Consider the following 2,413-nt stretch of genomic DNA (forward strand, 5'->3'; position numbering starts at 1 on the left):
ATATATCTTGAACATTACTAGCTGTAAGAGCTAAGGTTGTCTTTTCTCCATTAGTCATATCTAGTCTTTCGATATTTTTAACATGACTAAAGTCTATACTATTGTCAGCAACTTTTAATGTATCAAATCCAGCTCCGCCGTCGATAGTCGAAGTATCATGAATACTTGCATTTTTACCGATAGAGATAACATCATCTCCGCCGCCGCCGCTTACAGTAGAGTTATTCTTAACGGTTAGATTATTTCCGATAGTAATCGTGTCTTTACCGTCAGTAGCGTTATTTACTCCGCCACCGCCTTCGCCCCAGTCTCCGTAAATTCCGGCATTGCCGTCTAGGGTTAGGTTATCGCCTATAGTAATGGTATCGTTTCCTTGACCACCTTTTACGTCGGCATAGTTTTTAAACGTTACGTTATTTCCTATGGTTACTGTATCGTTACCAAAAGTACTTTGGTGGGTCGTATCACCATCATCCATATAAATATCAGAGTCATCTATAGTAACGTTATTTCCTATTTTTGCGGTATCACTATGGAATCCTAGATCCATATGTGTACCTTTGCTAATATTAGCTCCATCCCCTATCTCAAGTGTATCATTATCGTCTCCAGTAATTAACTGAGAGTGTGAAACTGTGGCATTCTTACCAATAGTGATAGTATCTGATTTTTGGTTTAGATCAAATCTAACATTGTGAACGTTTGCGTTATCTGCGATATTGATAAAGTCTTTTGCAACAGCACTACCATAAGAACTAATTGCGGTTTTGTTATAAGAGTTGGCATCTACATCACCGAAATTACCTTTAATATTTACGGTATTATCTCCATTACTCCAGCTACCACCAAGAGTTATCTTAGTGTTGTCACTTGTAACGTTTTCGATATTTACCTCATTTTTACCTTGCCCTGTCTCAACATTAACATTCTTTAGCTCTGCATTTTTGAGATTGATAATATCGTCATTACTTCCAGTTATGAGGCTAGATGTTGTAATCTTAGCACCATCTACATTAATAGTATTATTACCGTTGCCTAAATTAACTCCAGAAGAATTAAGGGTAGAGCCACCTTTTAGAGTAAACACGTCCTCTTCGCCTTGACCAGTAATATTTAGTCGTTCACCTTTTGTCGCATTTAAGGTAATGGTTGTCTTATCTGATGCACCACCATTTGCTTGGATGTCCAAACGAGATAGCTCAGAGCCCTCAGCTGTAACTGTGTTTTTACCTGAACGTATATCCATCACGTTGTGGTTGCCAATTAAATTCTCATCGCCTAAAATTTTACTGTTTTTGATCACAATGTCATCGTCACCACTTTGAGTCTCTACTCTAAGTTTATTTGTGCTAGTAGCTCCATCAAGGGTGATCTTGTTGTTTCCACGGCCAAGATTCATCTCTGTCTCGTTTAGAGTACCATTAACATTAACTGTTTGATCGCTACCATACATGTGATTTATATGAGCATTGTTTAGCGTTGCACCTTTTTCTATATTAAATGTTGCAACTCCTTCTGATGCTAGAGTAGCTCCATTTACAGATGCTCCAGACTTAACGTTTACAATATCACGAGCAACTTCACTAAATACATTTTCTGATCCAGTATTGATGGTGCTACCAGTAGTTAGATTTCCATAGAGATTTATAACATCATTGTCATTTCCACTCTCTACTCTAGAACCATTTTTAACATCACCATATAGGTTTATAGTATCGTCACCGATGAACGTCATTACTCTTTGTCCATCTAGACCCTTAGTAAATGATATATTGTCATCTGTATCAGTGATAGTACCAGTATTACTTGACGAAGCTATTTGAGGATTATCGCTAGTTACGTTTACAGTAGCTTTTCTTTGATAAACGCCTTGTATTGCTCCATCTATACCGCTAAACATAGGATCATCTCCTACACGCTCTCCTTGATTTTGGATAGAGTTATCTGCTAGCTTTGCTATTCTTACCTCTAGGTTCTCTATATCTCTAGGATCATTTACGGTAAGTTTGTTACCATACATTGGAACCCAGTCACCATTAGCATCTTTGTATTCAAAAACAAAATTGCCATCTGGAGTTTCTATCTCTTCATAGTCTACACCCTTTTCTACACCACTTAGACTAAAAGTGTATGTAGTTGGTCTAGCTGCTAAGTTATTTACGCCATTTGCGTCTAAATTACCTAAAGAGAATTTATACTCTGGACCTTCCCAATCGTAACCCTCTTTTACATTGGTTGAACCTAGAGCTGTAATTGTAGCAATAGGAGGTATAACAGGGGTTGCCTCAGCTCCAGCCCCAACAGCACTTCCTCCACTTACACCAAAGCTATTATCTCCACCTGCTGCTAGAGATAAAGCATCTATGCTTCCTACATTAGCATTTATGTTACTAATGTGGCCTCCTTCTGCAAA

Annotated in this window: 1 protein-coding gene; it reads right to left on the bottom strand. The window is 38.0% G+C overall.

Annotated elements, in window-relative coordinates; all coding sequences use genetic code 11:
- The coding region (locus G6W45_RS09625) for a hypothetical protein (RefSeq protein WP_194168342.1) at nucleotides 1-2,413 on the bottom strand (2,413 nt) is incomplete at both ends.

This window comes from Campylobacter concisus (assembly GCF_015229955.1).
In the GTDB taxonomy this organism is placed as follows: Bacteria; Campylobacterota; Campylobacteria; order Campylobacterales; family Campylobacteraceae; genus Campylobacter_A; species Campylobacter_A concisus_AT.